25 protein-coding genes and 1 pseudogene are annotated in these 19,714 nt (G+C 70.8%); 17 read left to right on the top strand and 9 right to left on the bottom strand.

Annotation, left to right across the window (positions count from 1 at the left end; genetic code table 11):
- The first annotated feature begins 5 nt into the window (after positions 1-5).
- The 7 genes from ACIQI8_RS19625 to ACIQI8_RS19595 all read left to right on the top strand — a co-directional run bounded on the left by ACIQI8_RS19625 (position 6) and on the right by ACIQI8_RS19595 (position 4,574).
- Positions 6-1,112: a family 2 encapsulin nanocompartment cargo protein polyprenyl transferase gene (locus tag ACIQI8_RS19625; protein WP_402351863.1), complete on the top strand. Its 1,107-nt coding sequence runs from the start codon at positions 6-8 to the stop codon at positions 1,110-1,112.
- A 248-nt stretch (positions 1,113-1,360) separates the two neighbouring features.
- On the top strand, positions 1,361-1,972 hold the full coding sequence (locus tag ACIQI8_RS19620; RefSeq protein ID WP_402351860.1) for a GNAT family N-acetyltransferase: 612 nt from the start codon (positions 1,361-1,363) through the stop codon (positions 1,970-1,972).
- A gap of 70 nt (positions 1,973-2,042) precedes the next feature.
- Positions 2,043-2,219, top strand: a complete 177-nt coding sequence (locus tag ACIQI8_RS19615) for a hypothetical protein (protein ID WP_402351857.1) — start codon at positions 2,043-2,045, stop codon at positions 2,217-2,219.
- 93 nt (positions 2,220-2,312) lie between these two features.
- On the top strand, positions 2,313-2,726 hold the full coding sequence (locus tag ACIQI8_RS19610) for a YciI family protein (protein WP_402351854.1): 414 nt from the start codon (positions 2,313-2,315) through the stop codon (positions 2,724-2,726).
- Positions 2,727-2,731: 5 nt separating this feature from the next.
- Complete coding sequence (locus ACIQI8_RS19605) at positions 2,732-3,949, top strand: RNA polymerase sigma factor (protein WP_402351851.1); 1,218 nt, start codon at positions 2,732-2,734, stop codon at positions 3,947-3,949.
- Between the two features lie 59 nt (positions 3,950-4,008).
- Complete coding sequence (locus ACIQI8_RS19600; RefSeq protein WP_402351848.1) at positions 4,009-4,326, top strand: DUF952 domain-containing protein; 318 nt, start codon at positions 4,009-4,011, stop codon at positions 4,324-4,326.
- Entirely contained in the window at positions 4,323-4,574 is a 252-nt protein-coding gene (locus ACIQI8_RS19595; protein WP_402351845.1) for a hypothetical protein, read from the top strand. Before ACIQI8_RS19600 ends, ACIQI8_RS19595 begins: the two co-directional genes overlap by 4 nt.
- Here the strand turns inward: ACIQI8_RS19595 and ACIQI8_RS19590 are convergent.
- The 3 genes from ACIQI8_RS19590 to ACIQI8_RS19580 are packed head-to-tail and all read right to left on the bottom strand — an operon-like array spanning position 4,558 to position 6,148.
- The gene (locus tag ACIQI8_RS19590; RefSeq protein WP_402351842.1) at positions 4,558-5,319 is read right to left on the bottom strand and encodes a VOC family protein; all 762 of its coding nucleotides are present in this window, start codon (positions 5,317-5,319) and stop codon (positions 4,558-4,560) included. The two genes, ACIQI8_RS19595 and ACIQI8_RS19590, sit on opposite strands and share 17 nt — an antisense overlap.
- Positions 5,316-5,729 (bottom strand): VOC family protein, encoded by a 414-nt coding sequence (locus ACIQI8_RS19585; RefSeq protein ID WP_402351839.1) that lies wholly within the window; start codon positions 5,727-5,729, stop codon positions 5,316-5,318. The genes ACIQI8_RS19590 and ACIQI8_RS19585 overlap by 4 nt, the downstream gene beginning before the upstream one ends.
- Positions 5,730-5,755: 26 nt before the next feature.
- Positions 5,756-6,148 carry a helix-turn-helix transcriptional regulator gene (locus ACIQI8_RS19580; RefSeq protein WP_402351836.1) on the bottom strand — a complete coding sequence of 131 codons (393 nt, stop codon included), beginning with the start codon at positions 6,146-6,148 and terminating at the stop codon, positions 5,756-5,758.
- 102 nt (positions 6,149-6,250) lie between these two features.
- On the opposite strand from ACIQI8_RS19580, the gene ACIQI8_RS19575 reads away from it, so the two are divergent.
- Genes ACIQI8_RS19575 through ppk2 form a run of 3 tightly spaced genes read left to right on the top strand, consistent with a single transcriptional unit; the run spans position 6,251 to position 8,588 of the window.
- A complete protein-coding gene (locus tag ACIQI8_RS19575; protein WP_402351833.1) occupies positions 6,251-7,405 on the top strand; it encodes an anion permease in 1,155 nt (384 codons plus the stop codon).
- A 16-nt stretch (positions 7,406-7,421) separates the two neighbouring features.
- Complete coding sequence (locus ACIQI8_RS19570) at positions 7,422-7,655, top strand: hypothetical protein (protein ID WP_402351830.1); 234 nt, start codon at positions 7,422-7,424, stop codon at positions 7,653-7,655.
- 30 nt (positions 7,656-7,685) lie between these two features.
- The gene (gene ppk2, locus ACIQI8_RS19565; protein ID WP_402351827.1) at positions 7,686-8,588 is read left to right on the top strand and encodes a polyphosphate kinase 2; all 903 of its coding nucleotides are present in this window, start codon (positions 7,686-7,688) and stop codon (positions 8,586-8,588) included.
- Between the two features lie 110 nt (positions 8,589-8,698).
- Here ppk2 and sodN read toward each other — a convergent pair whose 3' ends face one another.
- Positions 8,699-9,094: a superoxide dismutase, Ni gene (sodN, locus tag ACIQI8_RS19560; RefSeq protein WP_019075224.1), complete on the bottom strand. Its 396-nt coding sequence runs from the start codon at positions 9,092-9,094 to the stop codon at positions 8,699-8,701.
- A gap of 143 nt (positions 9,095-9,237) precedes the next feature.
- On the opposite strand from sodN, the gene sodX reads away from it, so the two are divergent.
- Positions 9,238-9,672 carry a nickel-type superoxide dismutase maturation protease gene (gene sodX, locus ACIQI8_RS19555; RefSeq protein WP_402351824.1) on the top strand — a complete coding sequence of 145 codons (435 nt, stop codon included), beginning with the start codon at positions 9,238-9,240 and terminating at the stop codon, positions 9,670-9,672.
- On the opposite strand, the gene ACIQI8_RS19550 is transcribed toward sodX, so the two are convergent.
- Positions 9,576-10,205: a CGNR zinc finger domain-containing protein gene (locus ACIQI8_RS19550; protein ID WP_402351820.1), complete on the bottom strand. Its 630-nt coding sequence runs from the start codon at positions 10,203-10,205 to the stop codon at positions 9,576-9,578. The genes sodX and ACIQI8_RS19550 overlap by 97 nt on opposite strands.
- A 100-nt stretch (positions 10,206-10,305) precedes the next feature.
- Here ACIQI8_RS19550 and ACIQI8_RS19545 point away from each other — a divergent pair, with 100 nt between their 5' ends.
- The gene (locus tag ACIQI8_RS19545; protein WP_402351817.1) at positions 10,306-11,064 is read left to right on the top strand and encodes a class I SAM-dependent methyltransferase; all 759 of its coding nucleotides are present in this window, start codon (positions 10,306-10,308) and stop codon (positions 11,062-11,064) included.
- A 62-nt stretch (positions 11,065-11,126) separates the two neighbouring features.
- Here the strand turns inward: ACIQI8_RS19545 and ACIQI8_RS19540 are convergent, their stop codons facing one another.
- Genes ACIQI8_RS19540 through ACIQI8_RS19530 form a run of 3 tightly spaced genes read right to left on the bottom strand, consistent with a single transcriptional unit; the run spans position 11,127 to position 13,857 of the window.
- Positions 11,127-11,879 (bottom strand): amino acid ABC transporter ATP-binding protein, encoded by a 753-nt coding sequence (locus ACIQI8_RS19540; RefSeq protein ID WP_402354002.1) that lies wholly within the window; start codon positions 11,877-11,879, stop codon positions 11,127-11,129.
- Positions 11,880-11,923: 44 nt separating this feature from the next.
- Entirely contained in the window at positions 11,924-12,862 is a 939-nt protein-coding gene (locus ACIQI8_RS19535) for an amino acid ABC transporter permease (RefSeq protein ID WP_402351814.1), read from the bottom strand.
- Between the two features lie 32 nt (positions 12,863-12,894).
- Complete coding sequence (locus ACIQI8_RS19530; RefSeq protein ID WP_402351811.1) at positions 12,895-13,857, bottom strand: ABC transporter substrate-binding protein; 963 nt, start codon at positions 13,855-13,857, stop codon at positions 12,895-12,897.
- Between the two features lie 588 nt (positions 13,858-14,445).
- Here ACIQI8_RS19530 and ACIQI8_RS19525 point away from each other — a divergent pair.
- The 5 genes and pseudogenes from ACIQI8_RS19525 to ACIQI8_RS19505 all read left to right on the top strand — a co-directional run bounded on the left by ACIQI8_RS19525 (position 14,446) and on the right by ACIQI8_RS19505 (position 18,510).
- Positions 14,446-15,678, top strand: a complete 1,233-nt coding sequence (locus ACIQI8_RS19525) for an NADP-dependent malic enzyme (protein WP_402351808.1) — start codon at positions 14,446-14,448, stop codon at positions 15,676-15,678.
- A gap of 183 nt (positions 15,679-15,861) precedes the next feature.
- A complete protein-coding gene (locus ACIQI8_RS19520) occupies positions 15,862-16,827 on the top strand; it encodes a zinc-binding dehydrogenase (RefSeq protein WP_402351805.1) in 966 nt (321 codons plus the stop codon).
- A 109-nt stretch (positions 16,828-16,936) separates the two neighbouring features.
- Positions 16,937-17,146 (top strand): helix-turn-helix domain-containing protein, encoded by a 210-nt coding sequence (locus tag ACIQI8_RS19515; protein WP_123997798.1) that lies wholly within the window; start codon positions 16,937-16,939, stop codon positions 17,144-17,146.
- Positions 17,146-17,780, top strand: a pseudogene (locus tag ACIQI8_RS19510) (Clp protease N-terminal domain-containing protein). Before ACIQI8_RS19515 ends, ACIQI8_RS19510 begins: the two are co-directional and overlap by 1 nt.
- 109 nt (positions 17,781-17,889) lie before the next feature.
- Positions 17,890-18,510, top strand: a complete 621-nt coding sequence (locus ACIQI8_RS19505) for a hypothetical protein (protein WP_402351802.1) — start codon at positions 17,890-17,892, stop codon at positions 18,508-18,510.
- A gap of 99 nt (positions 18,511-18,609) precedes the next feature.
- Here the strand turns inward: ACIQI8_RS19505 and ACIQI8_RS19500 are convergent, their stop codons facing one another.
- Positions 18,610-19,713, bottom strand: a complete 1,104-nt coding sequence (locus tag ACIQI8_RS19500; protein ID WP_402351799.1) for a helix-turn-helix transcriptional regulator — start codon at positions 19,711-19,713, stop codon at positions 18,610-18,612.
- Position 19,714: the final 1 nt, after the last annotated feature.

The following is a 19,714-nucleotide window of genomic DNA, read 5'->3' as shown; positions in this document are numbered from 1 at the left end:
ATCCCATGGCCGAGTTCACGACGGCGGAGCAGTCGACCGGGGAGCAACGCACGGGGGCCGAGCGGCCGTCCGTCGCGGGGCCGCCGGTCGACGGGCACGAGGCGACAGTGATCCTGGAGCGCACCCGGGCGTCCGTCGACCCCGAACTGCGCGCCGCCATCGACTCGTTGCCCGGCTCCATGCGCCGGATCGCGCTCTACCACTTCGGCTGGGAACACGCGGACGGCACACCGGCGGCGGGCAGCGCGGGCAAGGCGATACGCCCGGCGCTGGTCCTCACCGCGGCCGCCGCCCTCGGCGGACCGAGGGCGCGGGATTCGGCCGTACGGGCAGCCGCCGCAGTGGAGTTGGTGCACAACTTCACGCTGCTGCACGACGACGTGATGGACCGCGACACCACCCGCAGGCACCGGCCCACCGCGTGGACCGTGTTCGGCGACGCCGACGCGATCCTCGCCGGGGACGCCCTGCAGGCACTCGCGCTGGGGCTGCTCGCCGAGGACCCGCACCCGGCGTCCTCGGCGGCGGCCGCCCGACTCGCGGCCTGTGTCGTCGAGTTGTGCGCGGGACAGCACGCGGACACGGCGCTGGAGCAGCGGCACCCCGGTGAGGTCACCCTCGACGAGGTGCTCACGATGGCCGAGGCCAAGACGGGCGCCCTGCTGGGGTGTGCGTGCGCCCTGGGGGCGCTGTACGCGGGGGCGCCGGACGAGGACGTCGAGGCGCTGGACGCGTTCGGCCGTCAGGCCGGGCTCGCCTTCCAGCTGATCGACGACGTCATCGGCATATGGGGCGACCCGAAGCGCACCGGCAAGCCGGCCGGTGCGGACCTGGCCGTCCGTAAGAAGTCCCTGCCCGTCGTCGCCGCGCTCACCTCGGGCACCCCGGCGGCGACGGAGCTGGCCCGGCTGTACGAACTCCCTTACGCCAAGGAGGACCTGGAGCGGACGGTACGGGCCGTGGAGCGGGCCGGCGGACGCGACTGGGCGCAGGTCCAGGCGGCCGACCGAATGGCCCGCGCGATGGACGAACTGACCCGCGCGGTCGCCGACCCGGAATCGGCGGGCGGGCTGCTGGCGCTGGCGGAGTTCGTCACGCGGCGCAGCAGTTGAGCGCGGAGGCGGATACCGGACAGCCACCGGACAGATAGCGGAGGCAGGTTCTGGGCAGGTATCCGGACCCCGGGACCGAGTGACCGATCGTGCGGCTCCTGACCCCGCGCGGTCGGCGTCGGGCCCGGTTCGGGCGGGTCCCGCACATCCCCACGGTGTGCGGGGCCCGCCCTTGTGCGCCCCCACACACTCGATAGGGTCAACGCCCGTACAGCCAAGGCTGGTTGAGACGAGGGGTGGGGCGATCCATGGGCGTGGTGATCCGGACGGCGGGCGAGGGCGACCGGGAGCTGGTGGTGCGGCTGCTGGACGAGGCCTTCCAGGAGGATCCGGTCAGCAACTGGGTCTTCCCCGGCGAGGAGTACCGCCGCAGGACCCATCACCGGCTGATGGCGGCCTTCACGGACATCGTGTTCGCCGAGGGCCGGATCGACATCGCCGAGGACGGTGCCGCGTGCGCGCTGTGGATGTCCGTGCCCGCGGGGGAGCACGCCGAGGCCGAAGGTGAAGAAGGCGAGGACGACGGGCCCGTCCAACTGCGCGACGCCGTCGACCCGGACAACGAGCGCGTCGAGCTGATCGGCCGGCTGACGCAGGACATCCACCCCACCGACCGCCCCCACGAGTACCTCTGGATGATCGGCGTCGCACCGGGCCGTCAGGGCCAGGGCCTCGGCGCCGCGCTCATCGGCCACGTACTCGACCGCTGTGACCGCGAGGGCCTGCACGCGTATCTGGAGGCGAGCAGCGCCCGCAGCCGCGCCCTGTACGAACGCCTCGGCTTCGCGCTCACCGGCCGCCCGCTCGACCTGCCGGACGGCCCGCGGATGTGGCCGATGTGGCGCGAACCCCGCAGCTGACGCGAGCCCGCCGGCAAGAGCGGGCGACGCGTCGCACGCGCGCGAGCGCCGACCGTCCTACGCTGAGGGCATGGACAGCTCAGAGCACGTCTGTCCGGCCTGCGGACAGCCTGTGGAGACGGTCGTCCGGCGCCACAAGACGCTGGGCGCGTGGGTCCCGCGCTGGGTGGCGGGACCCTGCAAGAACCCGAAGTGCGAGACCTTCCTGGACCGGGAGGAAGAATCCCCGGAGAAAATTCCCGAGTAGTTACCCCATCCCTGTCGAGAACCCGGATCCGGCTCCGACGTCCCCCGTGAGAGCCGCCCACGGCCGGGCGGCACGAGCCGAAGGAGCGGACTCATGAAGTACCTGGTCATGGTGCAGGGCACACAGGCGGACTACGACGGCATGCAGGGCAAGCCCACCCCGGGCTCCCCGGCCTGGAGCGAGGCCGACATGCAGGCGATGTTCGCCTACATGGGCGCCATCAACGACGACCTGTCCGAGTCGGGCGAGCTCATCGACGCGCAGGGGCTGACCGAGCCGGCGAAGACCCGGCTGGTGGCGCTCGGCGAGGACGGCAAGGCCGTGATCACCGACGGGCCGTACAGCGAGACCAAGGAGCTGATGGCCGGCTACTGGGTCCTGGACTGCGCGAGCCTGGAGCGCGTCACGGAGATCGCCGACCGCGTCACCCGCTGTCCCCAGCCCGAGGGCGCCGTCAACCGCGCGGTGGTCATCCGGCCCATTCAGGACGGCTCCGGGGACATCTGAGCCGGATGCGCGACACCACTGGGACCACCGGCATCGAGGACCTGCTGCGCCGCCACGCGCCGCAGGTCCTCGGCGCGCTGGTGCGCCGGTACGGTCATTTCGACGCCGCCGAGGACGCCGTACAGGAGGCGCTGCTCGCGGCGGCCGGGCAGTGGCCCTCGGCGGGCGTGCCCGACAACCCGCGCGGCTGGCTGATCAAGGTCGCCTCACGGCGGCTGACGGACGCGCTGCGCGCCGACGAGGCCCGCCGGGCGCGCGAGGAGAAGGCGGTGGCCCTCGAATCCCGCGCGCCGATCACTGCGGAGGACCGGGCCCCGCGCGAGGACGACACCCTCTCGCTGCTCTTCCTGTGCTGCCACCCCGACCTGCCCCCGCCGGCCCAGATCGCGCTCACGCTGCGCGCGGTCGGCGGCCTGACCACCGCCGAGATCGCCCGGGCGTACCTGGTGCCCGAACCGACGATGGCCCAGCGCATCAGCCGGGCCAAGGCGAAGGTGTGCGGCGTGCGCTTCGGCCGCCCGGACGACTGGCCCCGCCGGCTGCCCGCCGTCCTGCACACCCTCTACCTGATCTTCAACGAGGGCTACACGGCGACCTCCGGTACGAGCCTGCAGCGCCGCGAGCTGTCCGGAGAGGCGATCCGGCTGACCCGGACCGTCCACCGACTGCTGCCCGAGGACGGCGAGGTGGCCGGACTGCTCGCCCTGATGCTGCTCACCGACGCCCGCCGCGAGGCCCGCACCGGCCCGCACGGCGAACTCGTCCCGCTCGACGAACAGGACCGCGAGCGCTGGGACAAGGCCGCGATCGAGGAGGGCGTCGCCCTGGTGACCCGCGCGCTGGCCAGGGGACCGGCCGGGCCCTACCAGGTACGCGCGGCCGTCGCCGCCCTGCACGACGAGGCACCGGAAGCCGCGGCCACCGACTGGCACCAGATCCTCGGCCTGTACGAGGTGCTGATCCGCCTGGTCCCGGGCCCCGTCGAGCGCCTCAACCGTGCCGTAGCCGTCGCCATGGTCGAAGGACCGTACGCCGGACTCGCCGAACTCGCAGTGCTGGAAGGCGAGTTGGGCCACCGCCCGGACGCGGTGCGCGGACATCTCCTGGAGCGGGCGGGCGCGTACGAGGAGGCCCGCGCCGCCTACGAGTCGGCCGCCGGGCAGACGCTGAGCCTGCCCGAGCAGCGGTATCTGCGGGCGCGGGCGGCACGGCTGGGGCCGTGAGGTGCCGGGGGCGGGGCCGTGCTGTGTCGGGGCGGGGCCGTGACCCGTAACGTGATGCCATGCCCGAGCCCATCCTGCACCTGACCGAACGCGCCCTGTGGGACGCCGCCCGCGCGACCGGAACGTACGAGATCTCCACGCGTGGCCGGACCCTCCGGGAGGAGGGCTTCGTTCACTGCTCCACCCGAGCCCAACTCCCGCGCACCGCCGCCGCGTTCTTCGCCGATCTGGACGACCTGGTGGTCCTGGTCATCGACCCCGACCTGCTCGACGTACCCCTGAAGTTCGAGTCCGCGACGCCCGGCGGCGAGGAGTTCCCGCACGTGTACGGGCCGATCCCGGTGGCCGCGGTCGTCGACGTGGAGCCGTGGACGTGACCGGCTTACCGCGCCGTCGGGTGTGGCGCCGGGCGCTGCTGGTGTGGGCGGTCGTCGTGGTCCTCGGGGGCGGGCTGACGTTCCTGCTGCGCGACGCGGCGGAGTCGGCGTCGCGGGTCGGGCCGGGGGAGAGCAGCCCGAGTCCGTCCCTTCCGGAGGGCTGGGAGAGCCTGTGCCCGCAGGTCACGGAGGCCGCCGAGCGGGACGGGAACGCGGGTGTCCTGTGCTTCTTCAGGGCCCGGCCGTAGCGCCCCCGGTCGGCAGTCCACCCGTCTCCGGGTCCCGGCCGGTCAGGCAGTACAGGCCGCCCGTCGGGTCGCGCAGCACCGTCCAGTGGGGGGCGCGGGCCACCGACTCGGCGCCCAGGCGCTCGTGTTCGGCCCGAGTGGCGTCGATGTCGGCGCAGGCCAGGTCCAGATGGGCGGAGGCCGGCCGCTCCTCGTCGAGGCGTTGCAGCAGGATGCGGATCGGCAGGCCGGCCGGCGGCTTGAGCACGTGGAACTCGGGGCGTGAGCCGGGCTGCGACTGCCAGTCGGCCAACAGGGCACTCCAGAAGGCGACTTCGGCCTCGAAGACGGACGGCGCGAGGTCCAGGCACACCTGGTCGAGGCGGCTGCCGCGGACGACGGGCGGGCGCCTGGCCTCCCCGCGCCACGGCATGGTGCAGAACAACTGCCCCGCAGGCGACCGCAGTACGGCCCACGTCCCGTGATCGGCGACCGTCTCCGCGCCGAGCCGCAGCGCCGACCGTGCGAATGCCCGCACGTCGTCCACGGGGAAGTCGAGATGCGCACCGCCCGGACCCGAGGAGACCCCCTGCACCTTGACGCAGGCGTCGGCCCCGTCGTGCAGGAGAGTCGTGAACTCCTCTTTCTCGCCACGGAACTCGGAGAGCCGCGTGCCCGTGACGGCAGTCCAGAACTCGCAGGCGGGCCCGAAGAGTTCGTACGGTCGATCCACGAACGCGTAGGTCCACAGGACCTGTGGGCTCATCCCTTCCGCTCCATGAACCGCAGCATGTTCCCCGCCGGGTCCCGGAACGCGCAGTCACGCACTCCGTAGGGCATGTCCGTCGGCTCCTGGATCACGTCGGCGCCGGATTCCCGGACGCGCGCGAAGAGGGCGTCGCAGTCCTCGGTGGTGAAGTTGACCCCGCGCAGCATGCCCTTGGCCAGCAGCTGCTCCATGGCCTCGCGGTCGGCCGGGGAGAGGTCCGGGTTGGCCGCGGGCGGCTCCAGGACGATCGACACGTCCGGTTGCAGCGGCGACCCGACGGTCACCCAGCGCATCCCCTCGTACTTGACGTCGTTGCGGATCTCCAGACCCAGGACGTCGCAGTAGAAGGTGACAGCCTTGTCGTGGTCGTCGACGGCGATGAAACAGTTGCTCAGTTTCAGGTCCATGGCTCCAACCTAAGGTCGATACGGCGTCACGTCCGTCGCGGGCGCGTGTACGCCCGCGCCACGCAGGGCGGGATCTCCGCGCTCTCCTCGTGCGAGCGGGCCCGGTAGGAACTCGGCGTCTCGCCCACCAGCTCGGTGAAGCGGGCGCTGAAGGAGCCGAGGGAGGTGCAGCCGACCGCCATGCAGACCTCGGTGACCGTGAGGTCCCCGCGGCGCAGCAGCGTCTTGGCGCGCTCGATCCGGCGGGTCATGAGGTAGCCGTACGGGGTCTCGCCGTAGGCGGCGCGGAAGCTGCGCTGGAAGTGGCCCGGCGACATCAGGGCGGTGCTCGCGAGGGCGGCCACATCGAGGGGTTCGGCGTACTCGCGGTCCATCCGGTCGCGGGCCTGCCGCAGCCGAACCAGGTCGTCGAGATTCACCTTGTCAGGATCGCACGATCCACACTGCACGGGCGCCGGGTCCTGTACCTGCCTTTGCCTTGAGTTCGCCTGCCGTACGGAAGCGCTTGTTCCCATGAAGGAATGGACCACATCACGTTCCTCGTGGCCGTCGTCATCGTCACGGCCCTGGCCTTCGACTTCACCAACGGATTCCACGACACCGCGAACGCGATGGCCACCTCCATCGCCACCGGTGCCCTCAAGCCGAGAACCGCCGTGCTCATCAGCGGTGTGCTCAACATCGTCGGCGCCTTCCTGTCGACGGAGGTCGCCAGGACGATCTCCGGCGGCATCGTGGACGACACCCTGGTCACGCCGGGGATGATCTTCGCCGGTCTCATCGGCGCGATCCTGTGGAACCTGATGACCTGGCTGGTCGGCCTGCCGTCCAGTTCCTCGCACGCGCTGTTCGGTGGCCTGATCGGCGCCGTGTGGGTCGGCGCGGGGGCCGACGGCGTCCACTTCGACAAGGTGGTCGAGAAGATCCTGATCCCCGCCGTCGCCTCGCCGATCGTGGCGGGTGTCGCGGCCCTGATCGCGACCTTCCTGGCGTACAAGCTCACCACCCGGGCCCGCAAGGACTCGGTGACCAAGGGCTTCCGGCTCGGCCAGATCGCCTCGGCCTCGCTGGTCTCGCTCGCCCACGGCACCAACGACGCCCAGAAGACGATGGGCGTCATCACCCTGACCCTGATCTCGGCGGGCGCCCTCGGCCACGACGCGAGCCCGCCGGTGTGGGTCATCGCCGCCGCCGGTCTCGCCATCGGCCTCGGTACCTACCTCGGCGGCTGGCGCATCATCCGCACCATGGGCAAGGGTCTGACCGAGATCCAGTCCCCGCAGGGCTTCGCCGCGGAGACGGCCTCCACGACCGTCATCCTCACCTCGGCCCACCTCGGCTTCGCGCTGTCCACCACGCAGGTCGCCTCCGGCAGCATCCTCGGCGCGGGTCTGGGCAGACGTCTCGCGGAGGTCCGCTGGGGCGTCGCCGGCCGCATGGCCGCCGCCTGGCTGATCACGCTGCCGTGCGCGGCCCTGGTCGGCGGGATCTCGGCGGCCGCGGTCAAGCACGGGGGCAACTTCGGCACGGTCGTCGTCGCGCTGGTCGGTGCCGCCGTCGCCGCGGGCATCGTCGTCCTCTCGCGCCGCAACCCGGTGCGCGCCGACAACGTCAACGACCACCACGAGGTCGCCGTCCGCACCGCGGCACCGACCCCCGTCGGCACCGCCGCCTGAGCCAGGGAGACCCGACATGAATCTGGACTGGAACGCACTCGGCCAGGTCGCCGCGGTGAGCATCGGCGTCACGGTGGCCGTGGTCGTCGTCTTCGCCCTCGGCGTCCTCGGTCTCGCCCGATTCGAGGGTGCGCGGGACGATGGCGGGGGTACGTCCACCATCGGGGCCGCTCAGGCCGGTCTCTGCTTCCTGGCATGTGCTGCCGTGGTGGGGTACGGGATCTATCTGATCGTGCCGCAGTTCCACTGACTCGATGACCCACCACAGGAGGAGGACGGGATGACGACGCAACCCCTGCTGTCCGACCTGAAGGTCGACTACAGCGACCCCGACGAACCCGTGCTCATCCGGCCGGACGGAAGCCCGGTCGACACCTGGCGGGAGAACTACCCGTACTCGGAGCGCATGGAGCGCAAGGAGTACGACTGGCACAAGCGGCTCCAGCAGATCGAACTGCTGAAGCTGCAGAGCTGGATCAAGGAGACAGGCCGCCGGCTCGTCATCGTCTTCGAGGGACGGGACGCGGCCGGCAAGGGCGGCACCATCAAGCGGTTCACGGAGCACCTCAACCCGCGCGGGGCACGGGTGGTGGCCCTGGAGAAGCCCACCGAACGCGAGAGCGGCCAGTGGTACTTCCAGCGCTACGTCCAGCACCTCCCCACCGCCGGCGAGATCGTCCTCTTCGACCGGTCCTGGTACAACCGGGCCGGCGTCGAGCGGGTCATGGGCTTCTGCTCGGACGACGAGTACCAGCGCTTCATGCGCCAGGCCCCGCTGTTCGAGCGGATGCTCGCGGACGACGGCGTGGACCTCATCAAGTTCTGGTTCTCGGTCTCCCAGGGCGAACAGCGCACCCGCTTCACCATCCGCCAGGTCGACCCGGTACGGCAGTGGAAGCTCAGCCCCATGGACCTCGCGTCCCTGGACCTCTGGGACGACTACACCGCCGCCAAGGTCGCCATGTTCCGCGAGACCGACACGGAACACGCCCCCTGGACCGTGGTCAAGAGCAACGACAAGAAGCGCGCCCGCGTCGAGGCCATGCGCAGCGTGCTGGCCCGCTTCGACTACGACGACAAGGACGAGGAGGTCGTCGGCAGCCCGGACCCACGCATCGTGGGCGAGGCGGCCGGGCTGCTGGAGGCGGGCGAGGACGACCAGGGGATCTTCGAGAGCGCCTGAGGTCTCTCCGCATGCCGAAGGGGCCCGGCCAGAACTTCGGCCGGGCCCCTTCGGGGTGCCCGCTGACCCGCGATGGTGCACCGATCGCCGGTCCGTGGACGGGAAGTCCGTCAGGCCTTCTTGGTCTCCCAGAAGATCTTGTCGATCTGGGCGATGTAGTCGAGGGCCTTCTGGCCGGTCGCCGGGTCGGTGGACGCCTTGGCGGCCGAGAGGGCCTTCAGGGTGTCGTTGACCAGCTGGTGCAGCTCCGGGTACTTCTCGAAGTGCGGGGGCTTGAAGTAGTCGCTCCAGAGCACCGAGACGTGGTGCTTCGCGAGCTCGGCGCGCTGCTCCTTGATGACGGTGGCGCGCGCCTGGAAGTGCGGGTCGTCGTTGGCGGCCATCTTGTCCTGCACGGCCTTCACCGACTCCGCCTCGATGCGGGCCTGGGCCGGGTCGTACACACCGCAGGGCAGGTCGCAGTGCGCGCTGACCTTCACCTTGGGGGCAAACAGGCGGGAAAGCATGGAGCATTCCTTCCTCGTGATCGTCTTCTCAGGTGGGACATTACTCCCTGAGAAGCTTGATTTCGCGGGTGCCCCCTAGGGCTTAGGACAAAAGTCCAGGGTCAGACTGAGACTGGTGGATGAACGACCGGGGAGGTGCCGGGATGCCGGAGCTGTCGCAGGAGATCGAGCGGGGAAGGGCGCTGCTGCCCTTCGGGGTGGCGGAGGTGACCGGGCCGTCGATGGTGCCCACACTGCGCCACGGGGACCGTCTCGTGGTGCGGTGGGGGGCCAGGATCCGGCCCGGTGACGTCGTCGTCCTGCGGCATCCGTTCCAACAGGACCTGCTGGTCGTCAAGCGCGCGGTGGAGCGCCGCGACGGCGGCTGGTGGGTGCTCGGTGACAACTCCTACGCGGGCGGGGACAGCACCGACTACGGCGCCGTCCCCGAGGACCTGGTGCTGGGCAAGGTGCTCTTCCGCTACCGGCCGCCCAAGCCGGATCAGCGCTCGCCGCTCGCGGTGGCCCGCTGGGTGCTCTCGGCGGCCCGGCCCGTGCTGTCCGGACGGTCGGCCTCCAGGCGCTTGCGGGCCCGGTAGGCGGCCACGTTGGCGCGGGTGGCGCAGCGGTCGGAGCAGTAGCGCCGGGAGCGGTTGGTCGAGGTGTCCAGGTAGGCGTTGCGGCACGGGGGCGCCTCGCACAGGCCCAGGCGGTCGACGCCGTACTCGGTGAGGTGGAACGCCAGGCCCATCGCCGCGATGGCCGCGTAGCCGGCGGTCGCGTTGGACGGGTGGTCCGCCAGGTGAATGTGCCACAGCGGGCGCCCGTCGTCGTCCCGGAAGTTGTGGCCGGAGATCTGCGGGCTCACCGGGAACTCCAGCAGGAGCGAGTTCAGCAGGTTCACCGCGAGCGTCTCGTCCCCGCCGTCGGCCGCCTCGAAGACCGCCCGCAGCCGCGCCCGGACCGAACGGAAGCGCGTGACGTCGGCGTCGGTGGTGCGCCGGGCCGACTCCTGGTTGGCGCCGAACAGCTCCCGCACGGCCTCGACCGAGGTCAGCCCGTCCGTCCCCCGGGCCGGCTCCTCGGTGTTGACGAGACGTACGGCGTAATCCGAGTAATAGGCCAGTTCCACTTGTAGTCCTTACAGAGGCGCTCTATGGTCGTGGGTGCGGTCGGGTAACAGCCGGTCGTGTATCCAGGGTATTACGCGGCTGAAGGGAAGAGGGGTTTCCATGGCCACTGCGACCGGAACCGACTGGCAGTCCTGGCAGGAGAGCTGGGACCGGCAGCAGGAGTGGTACATGCCGGACCGCGAGGAGCGGTTCCGGATCATGCTGGACATGGTCGAGGCCTTCGCGGGACCCGAACCCCGCGTCCTCGACCTCGCCTGCGGCACCGGCAGCATCACCGCCCGCCTGCTCGCCCGCTTCCCGAACGCCACCAGCACCGGCGTCGACCTCGACCCCGCCCTGCTCGCCATCGCCCGCGGCACCTTCGACGGCGACGACCGCGTCACCTTCGTAGAGGCCGATCTCAAGGACCCCGACTGGCCCGCGCGGCTGCCCCACGAGTCGTACGACGCCGTCCTGACCGCAACGGCCCTGCACTGGCTGCACACCGAACCCCTCGCCACCCTCTACGGCCAGATCGCCGGACTGGTTCGCCACGGCGGCGTCTTCATGAACGCCGACCACATGATCGACGACACCACACCCCGCATCAACGCGGCGGAATCCGGCCAACGTCACCGACAGATGGACCAGGCCCTGCGCGACGGCGCCCTCGACTGGGCCGAGTGGTGGCAGCGCGCCGCCGAGGACCCCGTCCTCGCCGCCCCCACCGCCCGCCGCTTCGAGATCTACGGCGCCCACGCGGACGGCGACATGCCCTCCGCCCAGTGGCACGCGCGCGTGCTGCGCGAGAAGGGGTTCGGGGAGGCGCGTCCGGTGTGGTGCTCGCCGTCGGACACGCTGCTGCTCGCGCTCAAGTAGCCCGGCCGACGCGGAAAGGGGCGGTACGGAGATCTCCGTACCGCCCCTTCACCGTCGTACCGCTACAGCACCTTGGACAGGAACGACTGCGTCCGCTCGTGCTGCGGGTTGGTCAGGACCTCGCGCGGGTTGCCGGACTCGACGACCACGCCGCCGTCCATGAAGACCAGGCTGTCGCCGACCTCGCGGGCGAAGCCCATCTCGTGGGTGACGACGATCATCGTCATGCCGGACTCGGCGAGGTCGCGCATGACGTCGAGGACGTCACCGACCAGCTCCGGGTCCAGGGCCGAGGTCGGCTCGTCGAAGAGCATCAGCTTCGGGTCCATGGCCAGGGCCCGGGCGATGGCGACGCGCTGCTGCTGGCCGCCGGAGAGCTGCGAGGGGTAGCTGCCCGCCTTGTCGGCCAGGCCCACCCGCTCCAGGAGCTGCCCGGCGCGCTCCCGGGCGGCGGCCCTGCTCGCGCCCTTGACCTGGATGGGCGCCTCGGTGATGTTCTCCAGCGCCGTCATGTGCGGGAACAGGTTGAAGCGCTGGAAGACCATGCCGATGTCCCGGCGCTTGAGCGCGACCTCGCTGTCCTTGAGCTCGTACAGCTTGTCGCCCCGCTGGCGGTAGCCGACCAGCTCGCCGTCGACGTACAGCCGCCCGGCGTTGACCTTCTCCAGGTGGTTGATGCACCGCAGGAAGGTCGACTTGCCGGAGCCGGAGGGGCCGATGAGGCAGAAGACCTCGCCGGACTTCACCTCCAGGTCGATGCCCTTGAGGACCTCGACGGGACCGAAGGACTTGTGGACGCCCTCGGCCTTGACCATCGGGACGCCGGTGTCGGACACGGGCGCCGTCGTCGTCTGCTCGGTCATGCCGTGGCCCCCTTCCTGCTGAACACGGGTGCCAGGTTGGTCCTGATCCGCTGCCACGGCGTCGGCGGCAGGCTGCGGCTGGAGCCGCGGGCGTAGTACCGCTCGATGTAGTACTGCCCCACGCTCAGCACCGAGGTGAGGATCAGGTACCAGGCGGCGGCCAGGAACAGCATCTCCACCGGGGCGCCGGAGGTCTGCCCGATGTCCTGGGCGTAGCGCAGGAGTTCGTAGTACTGGACCGCCGAGACCAGCGAGGTGGTCTTCAGCATGTTGATGACCTCGTTGCCCGTGGGCGGCACGATCACGCGCATCGCCTGCGGGATGACGATCCGGCGCAGGGTCTTGCCGTGGCTCATGCCCAGGGCGTGCGAGGCCTCGGTCTGGCCCTCGTCGACCGAGAGCAGACCGGCCCGGCAGATCTCCGCCATGTACGCGGCCTCGTTGAGACCGAGGCCGAGCAGCGCCGTCAGGAACGGCGTCATGAAGTCCGACCAGTAGTTCTTGTAGATCGGACCGAGGTTGATGTACTCGAAGACCAGGCCCAGGTTGAACCACACGAAGAGCTGGACCAGGACCGGGGTGCCCCGGAAGAACCAGATGTAGAACCAGGCGATCGACGAGGTCACCGGGTTCTTCGACAGGCGCATGACGGCGAGCAGGATGCCGCCGGCGATGCCGATCACCATCGAGACCAGCGTCAGGAGCATCGTCTGGCCGACGCCCTTGAGGATGCGGTGGTCGAAGAAATAGTCCGGAACGGCGTTCCAGTTGATCTTGCCCTGGCCGAACGCGTAGATGATCGCGACCAGGACGGCGATCGCGATGACGGCGGAGACGTACCGCCCGTAGTGCCGGACCGGGACGGCCTTGATGGCCTCCGGTCCGGCCGGGGGAGTGTCCTGCGGCCCCGCCGTCTTGTCGATGTCAGCTGTCACTGCTGTTGCCTCTCAGTGCCCGCCGGCCGCGGTCACTTGCCGCCGTTGACGGCGGCCGCGGTGACGGCGCCGTCGGCGACGCCCCACTTCTGGATGATCTTGCCGTACTCGCCGTTCTTGATGATCGCGTCGAGGGCGGCCTGCAGGGCGTCCCGCAGCTGGGTGTTGTCCTTGGCGACCGCGATGCCGTACGGAGCCGCCTCGACCTGCTCGCCGACGATCTGGAAGTCCTTGCCGCCGCCGGAGGTCTTCACCGCGTACGCGGTGACCGGGAAGTCGGAGGAGCCGGCCTGGGCGCCGCCCGAGCGGACCCGGGTCTGGGCCTGCTGGTCGTTGTCGAAGGACTCGATCGACAGCTTCTTGCCGCTCGGACACTTCTTGGCCTCGGCCTTGGCGAGGTCCTCGGAGACCGTGCCGCGCTGCACCGCGATCTTCTTGCCGCACAGGTCGGCCCAGGTCTTGATGCCCTGGTCGTCGCCCTTCTTGGTGTAGATCGAGACACCGGCGGTGAAGTAGTCGACGAAGTCGACGCCCTCGCCGACCTTCTTGCCGGTCTCGGAGTCGACGCCGTCCTGGCGGTCCTTGGTGTCGGTCATCGCGGACATGGCGATGTCGTAGCGCTTGGAGCGCAGACCCGTGATCAGGGTGTCGAAGGTGCCGTTCTCGAACTGGAACTTCACGCCGAGCTGCTTGCCCATGGCGTCCGCGAGGTCCGGGTCGATGCCGACCGTCTTGCCGGAGCTGTCCTTGAACTCGACCGGCGCGTAGGCGATGTCGGAGCCGACCTTGACGACGCCCTTGTCGCGGATCGCCTGGGGGAGCTTGGCGGCCAGCGGGGCCGAGCTGGTGGACGCGCTGCCGCTGTCGGAGCTGTCCTTGTCCTTGGTCTGGTCACCGCAGCCGGCGAGCAGCAGAGTGCCTGCGACCGCGATCGCACCCACTGCGGCCAGGCGGTGGTGCGCGGCGGTGGTACGAAGCGTGGAGCGTGCGGTCATGTTGGGTTCCTCCGGCGGATGGGTTGATTTGCCGACAGGTCGACAGTGCCGTTGGGTCGACGAGAACACACGGCTTCGGGTGTCGCGACCTTGTGTGATTACGGCATCTTGCCATTCGGACTGAGCCGTTCAAGGTGCCAGCCATGTCAAAATCGGATAACGGGTGACCCCCGAACCGCACCGGTTCGGTACGACATGTCCGGACCATCTGCGGGAATCCACTGTTCCGGCCGGAAGATCTCCGGCGCATCCCACGATGCGGACCTGCGCCCCGAGGCGTTGATCACTGTTTGAGCGCCGGTCAGGGGCTTGTCGAGGACGTGTCCCCTTATTTCGTGACGATTCTTGTCATCGAGATGTGACCTTCTCAACCCGCGATGTGACCTTGCGCCGAATGGACTCGTCCTCGGTGCGGGACGTCCGGTAAGAAGGTGCTTTACACCCCTCATCCGGGGCCCCGGGCGCGTGTGCGACGCGCCCGTCGCGTATGACCCGTACGCATCAATCGAGCGGGCATGCGCGGTCCCGCCCACTTCTCACCCGAAGTGGCCCACCCTCAACCATTGAACACTTAAGGGGTAAAACAAAGTGGCAGCGGAGATCGTCAATCCTCGCAGCGACAACAAGCCGGGCCATACCGACCAGGACGGCGGGGCCGAGCCCCTCGATTCCATCGACCCGGCGTTCGCGCTCCACCGTGGCGGGAAGATGGCCGTGCAGGCCACCGTGCCGCTCCGTGACAAGGACGACCTGTCCCTGGCGTACACGCCCGGCGTCGCGCGGGTGTGCACCGCCATCGCCGAGCAGCCGGACCTGGTCAACGACTACACCTGGAAGTCGTCCGTGGTGGCCGTGGTCACCGACGGTACGGCCGTGCTCGGCCTCGGCGACATCGGCCCGGAGGCCTCCCTGCCGGTGATGGAGGGCAAGGCCATCCTGTTCAAGCAGTTCGGCGGCGTCGACGCGGTGCCGATCGCGCTGGCCTGCACCGAGGTCGACGAGATCGTCGAGACCGTGGTGCGGCTGGCCCCGTCCTTCGGCGGCGTCAACCTGGAGGACATCTCCGCGCCCCGGTGCTTCGAGATCGAGCGCAAGCTCCAGGAACGGCTGGACATCCCGGTCTTCCACGACGACCAGCACGGCACGGCGGTCGTGACGCTCGCCGCCCTGCGCAACGCGGCGCGGCTGAGTGGGAGGTCCATCGCGGATCTGCGGGCGGTCATCTCCGGCGCCGGCGCGGCCGGGGTCGCCATCGCCAGGATGCTGGTCGAGGCCGGCATCGGCGATGTCGCGGTCGCCGACCGCAAGGGCGTCGTCTCGGCCGACCGGGACGACCTGACCTCCGTCAAGCGCGAGGTGGCCGGCTTCACCAACAAGGCGGGCCTGACCGGCTCCCTGGAGGACGCCCTGTCCGGCGCCGACGTCTTCATCGGCGTCAGCGGCGGTACGGTCGCGGAGGCGGCCGTCGCCTCCATGGCCGAGGGCTCGTTCGTGTTCGCCATGGCCAACCCGGACCCCGAGGTGCACCCCGACGTCGCGCACAAGTACGCGGCGGTCGTGGCGACCGGGCGGTCCGACTTCCCGAACCAGATCAACAACGTGCTGGCGTTCCCGGGCATCTTCGCCGGCGCGCTGCAGGTGCGGGCTTCTCGGATCACGGAGGGGATGAAGATCGCGGCGGCGGAGGCCCTGGCCGGTGTTGTCGGGGATGACCTCGCCGCGGATTACGTGATCCCGTCGCCGTTCGACGAGCGGGTCGCCCCGGCGGTGACGTCGGCGGTGGCCGCGGCTGCTCGGGCCGAGGGCGTTGCCCGTCGCTGACGGTTCGGTTGTGCGGGCCGGTGGGGGTGCGCGTCCTGGGGGCTGCGCCCCCAGCCCCCCATCGGCCTTGCGGTCCTACGCGGCCTCGTCCTCAAACGCCGGACAGGATGAAAGACGCAAGAGGGCGTGTGTCACAGCGTCCGCCGGTTCCCCGCGCAACCGGCGGAGCCTATCGTCAACGCCATGTTCGCCGTCTACGCCGCCCGAATCGACCGCGACCAACCGCTCGCCGGACTGGAGCTGGGGGACCGACCCGCCCCCGAGGCCCGTCCCGGCTGGAGCACCGTCGATGTCAGGGCCGCCTCCCTCAATCATCACGATCTCTGGTCGCTCCGGGGCGTCGGTCTCCCGGAGGACCGGCTGCCGATGATCCTCGGCTGTGACGCTGCCGGTGTCGACGCGGACGGCAACGAGGTCGTCCTGCACTCCGTGATCGGCCAGAGCGGCCACGGCGTCGGCCCGAAGGAACCCCGTTCCATCCTCACCGAGCGCTACCAGGGCACCTTCGCCGAGCAGGTCGCCGTCCCGACCTGGAACATCCTGCCCAAGCCGAAGGAACTCTCCTTCGCGGAGGCCGCCTGTCTGCCCACGGCCTGGCTCACGGCGTACCGCATGCTCTTCACCAACGCGGGGGTACGTCCCGGCGACTCGGTCCTCGTCCAGGGCGCCGGCGGCGGTGTCGCGACCGCCGCGATCGTGCTCGGCAAGGCCGCGGGGCTGCGGGTCTTCGCCACCAGCCGGGACGAGGCCAAGCGGAAGCGGGCGCTGGAACTCGGCGCGGTCGAGGCGGTGGAGCCGGGGGCGCGGCTGCCCCAACGTGTGGACGCCGTCATCGAGACGGTCGGCGCGGCCACCTGGTCGCACTCGATCAAGTCCCTGCGTCCCGGCGGCACGGTCGTCATCTCCGGCGCGACGAGCGGCGACCGCCCCTCGCACGCCGAACTGACCCGCATCTTCTTCCTCGAACTCAAGGTCGTCGGCTCCACGATGGGCACCAAGGACGAACTGGAGGACCTGCTCTCCTTCTGCGCCACCACCGGCGTACGTCCCGTCATCGACGAGATCCTCCCGATGGACCGGGCCCGCGAGGGCTTCGAACGGCTGGCGTCCGGCGACCAGTTCGGAAAGATCGTCCTCACCAACGACTGACCCCGCTCCCCTTTCTGCGCGACGGCCGACCTGTGCTGCACGACGGGTCGGCCGTCGGCGTGTGTCAACTGTGGTTGACATGCGGCTGGCGTCAACGTAAGTTGACACCATGACCGAAGCAACGGATCTCGCCGAGCGCGCGGGCGATCGCGACCCACGGGTCGGCCTACGGGCCGTCAGTGCCCTGCGCCGACTCCTTGAGCAGTTGGAGGCGGTGCAGGTGCGCAACGCCCGCAATCAGGGCTGGTCGTGGCAGGAGATCGCCGCGGAACTCGGAGTGAGCAGGCAGGCCGTGCACAAGAAGTACGGGAGGCATTGATGTTCGAGCGGTTCACCAAGGACGCCCGCACGGTGGTCCAGGGTGCGGTGGAGCAGGCGGAACGGTCGGGGGCGCGGTCCGTGGACGCCGAGCACATACTGCTCGCGCTGCTGGACCGCGAAGGCAGCCGCGCGCCCTGGCCGCGCTCGGCGTCACCGACCCCGAGCGCAAGGAGTCCGTACGCCGGGCCCTGGCCGAGGCGCGACGCCGTGCCGGGTTGTCCCAGGCCGAGGCCGAGGCACTCGCCGGACTGGGCATCGACGTCTCGGAGATCGTCGCCCGCATCGAGGAGGTCCATGGCGTCGGGGCGATGTCCGGCGACCGCGGGAACGGCCGCGGGGGGACCGGCAGTCGGGGAGACGGTGGCCGGGGGAGCGGTGGTCGAGGGAGCGGCAGCCGTGGCCTGGGGCGCCGGCCCTTCGAACGGGGTGCCAAGGACCTCCTCGTACGAGCGCTGCGCACCGCCGTCGCCCACGGCGACCGGCACGTCGGCGACGAACACCTGCTGCTGGCCCTCACCGTCCAGCCGGGCGTACCGGCCGAGGTGCTCGCCGATCACGGGGTGACGCACGAGTCGCTGTCGCGGGTGCTGTACGGGGTGGGCGCCGGCGGCGGCGAGGCGAAGGCCGGCTGATCGGGCGCGGCGGCGGGACCGGGCGGCGGAGATGTGGCCGTGGGGGAGTCAGGGGTGGGTACTGGGATTGGGTCTGCCGAGAATGACCTGGTCCTTCGAAGGAGAGCCCATGACCGTGTCCGAACCGGTGTCCTCGATGTCCGAGCCCGTGCCGCTGGTCCTCGTCCCGGCGGAGGGGGCCGTGCGGGACGCGGTGACCAAGGTGGGCGGGCAGCCGGTGTGGCTGGCGGAGCCCCAGTGGCCGCTGTCCCGTGGGACCGGGCGACCGATGGAGTTCCTCGGGCAGTTCGCCCTGGCGGGCGGTCGGCTCGCGTACCTCTTCATGACGGGGGACGGCAACGACTCCGTCGACGGCACCTTCGACCCGGAGGGCGGGGAGAACGCGCTCGTGGTCCAACCCGACGGCCGCGTCCCCGAGTTCGTGACCGTCGACGACCGGGCGGAGGGGCCGAGTGCGTGCGCCGACCATGTGCCGGGTGCCGCCGAGGCCGAGGGGGCCGAGGAGGACGGCGACGGGGAGAACCGTAGGCCCTGGCAGTACCTCGGTGGACCCGGCGTCGAACCGCACTGGCTCCAGGGCGAGGAGCCTCCCGGCGACGGCTGGTCCCTGGTCGTCCAGCTCGATTCCGGCAAACTGCCCTTCGACGTCGACTTCGGCGACTCGGGCGTCGGTTACGCCTTCCTCGCCCCGGACGGCAAAGAGGGCCGCTTCCTCTGGCAGTGCATGTGAGGGGCGCCGTGGGACTGGCGGCTCCTGCGGCTGACGGCGCTTGTGAGGGGCCGGCCGGGCGCACCGTGCGGTGCGCCTGGTGCCGTCCCGCTCCCCCGCTCAGGCCCTCGGCGTACGCAGTATCGCCCCGATGTGCGCCGCCGCCGTCGACAAGTGGCGGCGGGCGTCGCGCAGTTGGTCGTCGGTGACTCCGTGGTCCCGGGCCGCGTCGCGGATGTCGTCCCGGAAGCGGTCGAGCAGCCGGTCGAGGTCACGCGCCGCGTCACCGGTCGTCGAGTCGTCGTGCGCCCAGCTCGGCTCGTACTCGGCCGGGAAGTCCTCCGGTGTCTGCGAGTAGTCGGGCTGCGTGCCGGCGGCACCCGCACCCGCTCCAGCGCCCGCGCCCGCCCCCGCGGCGCCTCGCCCGAACCCGAAGTCCTTCCCGAACTCCTTGCCGAAGTCCTTTCCGAAATCGCCGAACTCCTTGGCCAGTTCGGTCAGCCCCTCGCGCACCCCGGTCGGCCAGTCGCCCCGCGAGAAGTGGTCCTGCACCTGCTCCTGCACCCGCTTGCCGATGCGCTGCAGCTCCTCCTGCGCCTGGGCCCGGGCGCGCTCCTGCGCCTCCTTGGCCTGGCGCCGGGCCCGCTGGGCCTCGTCGCGGGCCCGCCGGCTCTCGTCCTTGGCCCGCCGGGCCTGCTCCTTCCACTCCTGCTTGACCCGCCGCATCTCCTCCTTGGCGACGCGCCAGGACTCCTTGTCGGTGAAGTCACCGAAGTCACCCGCGGGGCCGGCGTGTTCGCCGTCGCCGCGGCTCTTGGCGCCGGCGCCGGTACCGCTGCGGGCCTCGCTCGCCGCGGCCCGCATCTCGCGCCGCAGGTCGCCCGCCGCGCCGCGCACGTCGGCGCGGATCTCGGCGGCCAGCTCGGCGACCGACTCGCGGATCTCCAGCTCCAGGTCGGCCAGTTCGCCGCTGCGGTCGGCGAGTTCGGCGCGGCCGGCGTCCGTGATGGCGTACACCTTGCGGCCGCCCTCGGTGGTGTGGGTGACCAGGCCCTCCGCCTCCAGCTTGGCGAGACGGGGGTAGACGGTGCCCGCCGACGGCGCGTACAGCCCCTGGAACCGTTCTTCGAGGAGGCGGATCACCTCATAGCCGTGGCGCGGGGCCTCGTCCAACAGCTTGAGCAGGTAGAGGCGCAGGCGGCCGTGGGCGAAGACGGGGGGCATG

The organism is Streptomyces sp. NPDC092369 (assembly GCF_044755245.1).
Classification (GTDB): Bacteria; Actinomycetota; Actinomycetes; order Streptomycetales; family Streptomycetaceae; genus Streptomyces.
The sequence above is the reverse complement of the archived record's forward strand: the minus strand, read 5'-3'. Positions and strand labels throughout refer to the sequence as shown.

Excerpts from the sequence above, each read along its gene's own strand:
- ACIQI8_RS19625 (WP_402351863.1), top strand. The coding sequence starts at position 6 with ATGGCCGAGTTCACGACGGCGGAGCAGTCGACCGGGGAGCAACGCACG.
- ACIQI8_RS19620 (WP_402351860.1), top strand. The coding sequence starts at position 1,361 with ATGGGCGTGGTGATCCGGACGGCGGGCGAGGGCGACCGGGAGCTGGTG.
- ACIQI8_RS19615 (WP_402351857.1), top strand. The coding sequence starts at position 2,043 with ATGGACAGCTCAGAGCACGTCTGTCCGGCCTGCGGACAGCCTGTGGAG.
- ACIQI8_RS19610 (WP_402351854.1), top strand. The coding sequence starts at position 2,313 with ATGAAGTACCTGGTCATGGTGCAGGGCACACAGGCGGACTACGACGGC.
- ACIQI8_RS19605 (WP_402351851.1), top strand. The coding sequence starts at position 2,732 with ATGCGCGACACCACTGGGACCACCGGCATCGAGGACCTGCTGCGCCGC.
- ACIQI8_RS19600 (WP_402351848.1), top strand. The coding sequence starts at position 4,009 with ATGCCCGAGCCCATCCTGCACCTGACCGAACGCGCCCTGTGGGACGCC.
- ACIQI8_RS19590 (WP_402351842.1), bottom strand. The coding sequence starts at position 5,319 with ATGAGCCCACAGGTCCTGTGGACCTACGCGTTCGTGGATCGACCGTAC.
- ACIQI8_RS19585 (WP_402351839.1), bottom strand. The coding sequence starts at position 5,729 with ATGGACCTGAAACTGAGCAACTGTTTCATCGCCGTCGACGACCACGAC.
- ACIQI8_RS19575 (WP_402351833.1), top strand. The coding sequence starts at position 6,251 with ATGGACCACATCACGTTCCTCGTGGCCGTCGTCATCGTCACGGCCCTG.
- ACIQI8_RS19570 (WP_402351830.1), top strand. The coding sequence starts at position 7,422 with ATGAATCTGGACTGGAACGCACTCGGCCAGGTCGCCGCGGTGAGCATC.
- ppk2 (WP_402351827.1), top strand. The coding sequence starts at position 7,686 with ATGACGACGCAACCCCTGCTGTCCGACCTGAAGGTCGACTACAGCGAC.
- sodN (WP_019075224.1), bottom strand. The coding sequence starts at position 9,094 with ATGCTTTCCCGCCTGTTTGCCCCCAAGGTGAAGGTCAGCGCGCACTGC.
- sodX (WP_402351824.1), top strand. The coding sequence starts at position 9,238 with ATGCCGGAGCTGTCGCAGGAGATCGAGCGGGGAAGGGCGCTGCTGCCC.
- ACIQI8_RS19545 (WP_402351817.1), top strand. The coding sequence starts at position 10,306 with ATGGCCACTGCGACCGGAACCGACTGGCAGTCCTGGCAGGAGAGCTGG.
- ACIQI8_RS19540 (WP_402354002.1), bottom strand. The coding sequence starts at position 11,879 with ATGGTCAAGGCCGAGGGCGTCCACAAGTCCTTCGGTCCCGTCGAGGTC.
- ACIQI8_RS19530 (WP_402351811.1), bottom strand. The coding sequence starts at position 13,857 with ATGACCGCACGCTCCACGCTTCGTACCACCGCCGCGCACCACCGCCTG.
- ACIQI8_RS19520 (WP_402351805.1), top strand. The coding sequence starts at position 15,862 with ATGTTCGCCGTCTACGCCGCCCGAATCGACCGCGACCAACCGCTCGCC.
- ACIQI8_RS19515 (WP_123997798.1), top strand. The coding sequence starts at position 16,937 with ATGACCGAAGCAACGGATCTCGCCGAGCGCGCGGGCGATCGCGACCCA.
- ACIQI8_RS19505 (WP_402351802.1), top strand. The coding sequence starts at position 17,890 with ATGACCGTGTCCGAACCGGTGTCCTCGATGTCCGAGCCCGTGCCGCTG.
- ACIQI8_RS19500 (WP_402351799.1), bottom strand. The coding sequence starts at position 19,713 with ATGCCCCCCGTCTTCGCCCACGGCCGCCTGCGCCTCTACCTGCTCAAG.